The 6,454-nt window shown below is 48.6% G+C and carries 8 protein-coding genes and 1 pseudogene; all 9 read right to left on the bottom strand.

Going from position 1 to position 6,454, the window contains the following annotated elements; genetic code table 11:
- Positions 1 to 70: MbeB family mobilization protein (locus E0L21_RS25325; protein WP_328590685.1), on the bottom strand; the 70-nt coding region annotated here is incomplete at its 3' end.
- A 370-nt stretch (positions 71 to 440) separates the two neighbouring features.
- A pseudogene (locus E0L21_RS25515) lies at positions 441 to 590 on the bottom strand (plasmid mobilization relaxase MbeA); the annotation flags it as partial.
- A 157-nt stretch (positions 591 to 747) separates the two neighbouring features.
- The gene (locus E0L21_RS24420) at positions 748 to 1,074 is read right to left on the bottom strand and encodes a plasmid mobilization protein (RefSeq protein ID WP_131413809.1); all 327 of its coding nucleotides are present in this window, start codon (positions 1,072 to 1,074) and stop codon (positions 748 to 750) included.
- A 235-nt stretch (positions 1,075 to 1,309) separates the two neighbouring features.
- A complete protein-coding gene (locus tag E0L21_RS24415; protein WP_131413808.1) occupies positions 1,310 to 3,802 on the bottom strand; it encodes an N-6 DNA methylase in 2,493 nt (830 codons plus the stop codon).
- Between the two features lie 30 nt (positions 3,803 to 3,832).
- Positions 3,833 to 4,771: a replication initiation protein gene (locus tag E0L21_RS24410; protein WP_131413807.1), complete on the bottom strand. Its 939-nt coding sequence runs from the start codon at positions 4,769 to 4,771 to the stop codon at positions 3,833 to 3,835.
- 193 nt (positions 4,772 to 4,964) lie between these two features.
- Positions 4,965 to 5,249, bottom strand: coding sequence for a NadS family protein (gene nadS, locus E0L21_RS24405; protein ID WP_003030988.1), 285 nt, complete (start codon positions 5,247 to 5,249; stop codon positions 4,965 to 4,967).
- 1 nt (position 5,250) lies between these two features.
- On the bottom strand, positions 5,251 to 5,583 hold the full coding sequence (locus E0L21_RS24400; RefSeq protein WP_029498755.1) for a type II toxin-antitoxin system RelE/ParE family toxin: 333 nt from the start codon (positions 5,581 to 5,583) through the stop codon (positions 5,251 to 5,253).
- 161 nt (positions 5,584 to 5,744) lie between these two features.
- Complete coding sequence (locus E0L21_RS24395; RefSeq protein ID WP_029498753.1) at positions 5,745 to 5,969, bottom strand: MbeD family mobilization/exclusion protein; 225 nt, start codon at positions 5,967 to 5,969, stop codon at positions 5,745 to 5,747.
- A 69-nt stretch (positions 5,970 to 6,038) separates the two neighbouring features.
- Positions 6,039 to 6,454 (bottom strand): MbeB family mobilization protein (locus tag E0L21_RS24390; protein WP_131413806.1); only part of this gene is annotated, 416 nt, incomplete at its 5' end.

Here is a 6,454-nt window from a genome sequence, read left to right as displayed (position 1 = left end):
GCTCGGTATCCTGCGCCTGCTGCTTCGATTTCTCCTCGAAGCTCTTCGCCAAATTTAAAATCTCGCTCATAAATCATTCCTTTCAGCCGGATATTTCGGCCGCCGTCCGGATCGGCAATGCTGATGCCGCTTTTCGTTTCCCGCGCCACGGTCAGGCCGTAGCTTTCCAGCTGCGTCACCACGTCCTGCCGGCTGCGGATCACGCCCTGCTGCATCAGGTTCATCAGGCCGGCGGTGATTTTCTCTGCCGCCTGCTGTTTGTCGCGGGGCAGATCGCTGGCCTGCGTCAGCGGACGGCGGTAAGTCGGATCGTTCGGGTCGCGCAGCCCCAGCCGGTCGTTGGTCAGGGTCTGCCAGGCGTTGACACGGGGGCGGTCAGCACGGTCAAAGTAGGGTTGCAGGCGTTTGCCGCTCTGCAATTCGATGTTCGGGATGACAAAGTTCAGCTCAAGCCGTCCCTTGTCGCGATGCTCTACCCACAGACAGGCGTACTGGTCGCGGTCGAGGCCGGTCAGCAGCGTGTGCTCCCATTCATCCATCAGGCGCGATTTCTCCGCGTCTGCAATGTCAGGTTCCTGGAATGACAGCACGCCAGAGGTGTAGGCGCGGGCAAAGTCGCAGCCGTCGATCAGCTCGCGCACATGTTCAGGATTACCACGCAGCACGCTGGCCTGTTCGCGCTGCCGGTCTTTTCCCAGCAGGTAATCCACCGGCCCGCTGCCCGAACCCGCACCACGCGAATGAATTTTAACGATCACGGTTCTGCTCCAGCAGGTCGCCAAGCTGACGGTCAAGGCTGGTCAGTACGACGAGCAGCGAGGCACGTTCAGAAGGCGTCAGGGAATCAGTCTGGTTCAGGCGGCGAGCGATCTGGTTCAGGTTGTTGCCCATCCCGCTGACCTGTCGCAGCAGTTCGGGCGCCACGTCGGGCACACGGCGCTTTCGTGAAGCGTGTTCACCGAGACCAAGCTGACGCAGCCACTCCGCAAGGTGAGTCCGGTCGCAGCGATCAAGCAGTCGCTGATGCTCGGTTTCGGTGAGCCGGATTTTGATCTCTTTCGTTCGCTTTTCCATAGGCTCCGCTGAGAAAAAATGCGCACCACCGTGAGAATTTTTCGCAGTAGATGCCGGGGGTTTCGGGGGGCGGCGAGCCCCCTGAACCAGTCACGGTGGCGCCTCGCTAGAGGGGACGTTGTGTGTACTGGCTTAAGTAATGATGCATTATGTCAGATTCTGTACCGGCTGCAAAAAAAAAGCCCTCCGTAAGAGGGCTGTTATCTGATATAGGCTTTGTTTTTTGTCTCACTCTTCAGTTGAGGATAGTAAGGGCTTTTGCATTAATGGATTCTGCTTCTTTTAGCGCATCAATGTACCTAGTTTCTAGCGCCCTAACCTGAGACGAAAGCTGCTTTTGCTCAGCTAACCCCGAGCGCATATCTACGATGATGGAGTCGACTTGCTCTGGAGTTAATTCAATCATTCCAGTCGAGCCGGTATATAAACGATTTACCTGCTCAGCTCCAAAGCCACAACGTAAAAAGTCACATAAATAATAAGGATCTATCACTTGGGGGTCGACTCTTATTAAGGTGACATGGCCATCTGCGATAGCTTTTACTTCAAGATCGAAAACGGCACATTTACCTAAAGTGCCATCACCAGTCGAGGATAGTAATATATCAAACTTATTTATTATATTTCTTGGATTAGCCTGTTCGAGAAAAGAATCATACACAGACTTTTCTACCCAATCAGCATTATCAAGCAAAACAACTCCTTGCTTGCTGATATTGCTTCCTGATTTTATTACAACAGCATACCCATCAGCTTCATCAACGTAATTTTCTGCCGATGGGCTTTTACCTCTCGCAGTTTTTATTAAATTTAAAGAAGATATCAGTTTGCCATTGCCGATGGCTAACCTTTCTATTTCCTTTCTGATTTTTATATTCCAGTATTTATAATCAAACCGGCATGATATGTCTTCTACTATTTCTTTGGAATCGAGGTCAAAGCATTCCCAATTGTTCCCACTTCTAAAGTCACCTTTTGATTTATTAAAGAAATCACTGGAAATATCTTTTAAGAATAATTGTAAATCAAACCCTCTGATCTTATCACCAGAGCCATAGTAACCTAAAGAGTTAACACTCCCTATTGTCACTGTGTATGAGTCTTCAAGTTCTATATCAGGCCGATATCGCCTTTCAAAATAAAGAAGACTTGATCTTACATTTATTTTATTTGGCTTGAATGTTTCACTTGGCAACCTTAATACTGCTTTTAACTTGCAGTTTGCCATAAGCCATTTTCTTAGTTCTGCAAAACTGTCTGTATTTAATACACCTTCATCTATAACAGTACAAAACTCACCACTTCCTTCTTTTAAGGAAAGCACCATTTTTTGCAGAAATAAATGCTGCCCTTTACTATTCCAAATGGGAAATTGCGTCTTGTCATCACTATCTAGTGAAGCTGATTCTGATGTTCCAAATGGTGGGTTGGTTAGTATTAAATCACAATCAGGATTGTCAACGCTCCAGTTTTTTGCATTTTTAGCAAGGCTGTCTTCATGCTGAATGTTGGTATGCCCATCCCCAGCTATTATCATATTCATTTTCGCGGATGCAGCCACTCCTTCGTTAGCGTCAGAACCGAAGAAGACATTCTCTTTCAACGTTTTTACAGCTCGGTCATAGGTAGCAGCATTAATCTCTCTATTTTCATGCATCTCTTTTATTTGAGACAGTGCGTCTTGCAACAGAAAAACTAAAAATCCTCCAGTACCGCATGCTGGGTCCAAAACCTTAATGTTCGTACCTGAATTAACAGAGTTAACTATTTTTTTACGGCCAACAATGGCAAGCATGGTTTGAACAAGCTCTCTAGGAGTAAAATACTGCCCTAAACTTTTTCCTTTTAACGTTGCTCTAACAAAGTATTCGAAAGCAGCACCTTTTGAATCTAAGCTACTATCATAAAAAGATACTGATGATAGTTCTTTGACTACATAATGGAATGTTTTAGGATTTTTTAACTTTATGTCGTTTTCTAAAACCTCACCATATGCTCTTTGACTTGCAATTCCAGAAGCCATGCTTAATATTGCATTTTTCACTTGATCAGCTTCTGTAACTGGCTTCTCGGCAAGCTCATGGAAACGATAAGAGTATGGTAGGGAGAAATCAGGTTCTACATCAGATTTCTCCTCTAATAGTTTTAAAAAGAGAAGTTTTGAAAAATCTGAAAATGCATTTTCTTCGTTCTTTTCTATTTTTCTTATTGCACTATGGCACTTGTAAAATAAAGCATTTACTTGCCTTAATGCTAATCCTGGCCGAAAAGGAAGACTCTCGTCGTTAGACACATTAATGACAGAATCATAAGGACTTGCTTTTAGTTGTCTTATAACCACAGGCAACTGTTCTTTGCTTGGTATTTTATCTTCATCCTTACCATCCCAGAGTATTTTACTTTTTGTTTTCACATTAAAGCATTGAATTTGGGTACCATTTGTAACAACAACAAACGGTACTTTTACACTGGCAGAATTAGCATAAGAAATGGCCTGGTCCCTATCTTTCTCTGTAAGCGTCTTCGATATTTTTTTTGCTTCTATTAAAAAAATAGGCTTTTTTTTGCCGCAATGAACAAGGATATCGATATAACCTTTTGTGTAACGCTCAATCACCTTAACCCCGGTTTCGAAGTCAAGGTCTTTAACGATGTCATAACCCCGTCTTTCCAGATAAGGAAGAATTTTTTTTACTACGGTTTCTGTTTCTGTACGCAAAGAAGGCATAATTTAAACCTTTAAAATCATAAACATAAGCTATCCTTTGCTTTTTCTTCGATAATATGTGGCTCTGCTAATTCCTTTAGAGATCCAAGGCACTGTTTGATTTACGGACTCTACGTTAATCGAACCAATAGGTCTTCCTCCTCCTTTACTGACTCTCCCTCCAACAACACCTCCTTTTTTTCCTCTTTTACTTTGTATATCAGACTTATGCGTCAGAAAAACGAATTCATTGAATGAATTCTCATTGAGGTGTTTATATGTCCAATTAGTAATACTTTTAGCAACACCCATCACCTCACCTTCATCAAGAGGCGCTGCAAATTGCAGGTTATAGGCACAGGCACGTTCGTAACAGGCTTTGAGCCACTGGTCGTACTCAGGCCAGCCCTGACGGATGGCACGGTATGCCCATTTGCGGGTTTTGTCGAACAGCGTGCAGTTACGGCCTAAGCCGTAGTCGGCAACGATTTCTTTGTCGTTTGCGGCGTTAAGATCAAGAAAGTCGGCCAGCCAGTCCAGCGTGTAGAGTTCTGGCTGCCATACGGCGATTTTCCAGTGGCCGTGGTTCGGATTTTTGCAGATTAGTCCCGAATACCCCGCGTCAGCCTCTAATTTTTTACGTAGCGCGTTCTCTACGGCTGCGGCGTAGCGCAGCGGCTTCATTTTTCCGTCCGGCGCGGTGCGTATCGAGGTTTGCAGCGCGTAAAGCAGGTGCGCGTGCCCGTTTTCGGGATTGGTAATGGTCAGCGTGGGTGCGGGGGCGTTGCGGTCGCTCCAGTCGATGGCGGCACCGGCGCGATCGACGTCGAATCCCAGCCAGAACATGGCGTGAGGCTGATTGAACTGGATGTATTTCGCCAGAATGGCGCGTTCCTTACCGGCAATGCGTACACCAAAGTGCAGATCGTCCGAAAAGTACGGCTTGTGCGGTAAGCGGTCGTTGAAGAGTGCGAGTGCGGCGTTATGCAATGCGCCCTGCGCTTATGGCGGGCTGTTGTCTGGCACGGTTCATGTGCTAATATCCTTCTTAGGTTTCGTACCTGGCCCTGGTTATCATGTCGCTCCGCCAAGAATGAGCATGATTTCCGGGGCTTTGTTTTTTCTGTTGCCGTTAAATTACACGCGAACGGCCTCGCCTGTCGAATCCTTCTGTCACAACTGCTTAGTGCGCCGCCAGCTCCTGAAAGAATTTAGGGTTAGCCTGGATGGTTGCCAGCACCTTCGCCGCCAGTCCGGTCGGGTTACGGCGTCCGGTTTCCCAACTCTTGATGGTGTCGAGGCTGGTTCCCAGCACTTTCGCCATCTCGCTCTGTGAAACGTTCAGCTGTGCCCTGATGGCCTTCACGTCTGCCAGCTCGTAACGGGTGACGCGGGCGGGCGCTCTGACGCCGTTTTTGATTTCAACGGCCTCTTCCAGCGATGCTTTCAGCTCGTCAAAAAAACTCATGTCACACCTCATCTTTCAGTTGTTGGGTCAGCGTCTTCAGCGCAGCTTTCTCCGCGTCCGTCAGGCTGTCTTTGGTGCTTTTCGGGTAGGCCATCACCAGATAGATCACCTCGGCGGTGGCCAGGAAGTAAATCACCCTTGCACTGCCGCTTTTTCCCTGGTTGCCCGTCGCCATTCTGACTTTTCGCAGCCCGCCGGTTTTCTGGATGAGATCGCCTTTGTCCGGCGACTCAATCAGCGTTTTTTGCAGCTCCCTGAGCTCTTCATCCGTGGCGATCTGTTTTATCTGACGGGTAAACATCGGGGTCTCGATAAACTCAATCGCGTGACTCACGGCTGTCTCCTGTGTTCAACGGGGTACATAGTACACTTATTTCTGATTCCGGAAAAGTTGTCACATCGAGGGGCCATAGTAGCGGGTCGGTTTTTTCTGCGGCTCTGGCTGCTGCTGCTGCTCACGTAGCTTCTCCGCGTAGGCGCGGTCGTGCTGCCTGATCAGCGCATCAAGCGGCTGACGTTCCTGCTCAAGCTCTCGACCTGCGCGCGCAAGCTGTCCACCTGACTGCTCAAGTGCTGACACACCCGGTCGCTGTGCGTCAGCGCCTGCGAGGTAGCCTCGAACATGTGCTGCAAGCTGCTGTAGCTGTCCTGCCACGCCTGCTGCTGTTGCTCGTAGCTTGTCTGTAAGCTCTCTAAGGCGCTCAGAAGCTGTTTTTCCATCTCGGTCATGGTTTTGGTCGTCCTCGATATTAAAAACGCGCTGTGGCGCTTCAGGGCGTTCTGACGGGGTTATTTCGCCGTGTATTTCACCACGGTGTTGTCGGTCGTCGACGTGTAGGTTTCTACACCGTGCGCCTGCTTCGGCAGCACTACCAGGTAGGTGTTCCGGCGCGTGTCGTCGCTGTAAATTGTCACGCCCGCGCCGCTTTTCGCTTTCAGGCTCGCCAGCTGCTGGCTGTAGCTGTCCATTTCGCTCAGGCGCGAGGTGATGATCGTGCCCTGAAACCAGATTATCCCGCTCAGGATGCCGATCAGCAGGGCGAAGCAGAGGAATACCCACGCCATGGCCGTTGAGACGGAGGTTCTGATCATGCCCGTCAGCCTGCCATTCTGCTCGCGGATAGCGTTGCTGATGCTCTGCGAGCTTGATTTCAAGTCCTCGTTGATAGACGTTTCCAGCCTCGCGAACTCGCGCTTCACGCTCT

It is taken from the genome of Kosakonia quasisacchari, from assembly GCF_004331415.1.
Lineage (GTDB): Bacteria > Pseudomonadota > Gammaproteobacteria > Enterobacterales > Enterobacteriaceae > Kosakonia > Kosakonia quasisacchari.
Note: the sequence above shows the minus strand (reverse complement) of the source record. Positions and strands in the feature narration are given on the sequence as shown.

Excerpts from the sequence above, each read along its gene's own strand:
- E0L21_RS24420 (WP_131413809.1), bottom strand. The coding sequence starts at position 1,074 with ATGGAAAAGCGAACGAAAGAGATCAAAATCCGGCTCACCGAAACCGAG.
- E0L21_RS24415 (WP_131413808.1), bottom strand. The coding sequence starts at position 3,802 with ATGCCTTCTTTGCGTACAGAAACAGAAACCGTAGTAAAAAAAATTCTT.
- nadS (WP_003030988.1), bottom strand. The coding sequence starts at position 5,249 with ATGAGTTTTTTTGACGAGCTGAAAGCATCGCTGGAAGAGGCCGTTGAA.
- E0L21_RS24395 (WP_029498753.1), bottom strand. The coding sequence starts at position 5,969 with ATGGAAAAACAGCTTCTGAGCGCCTTAGAGAGCTTACAGACAAGCTAC.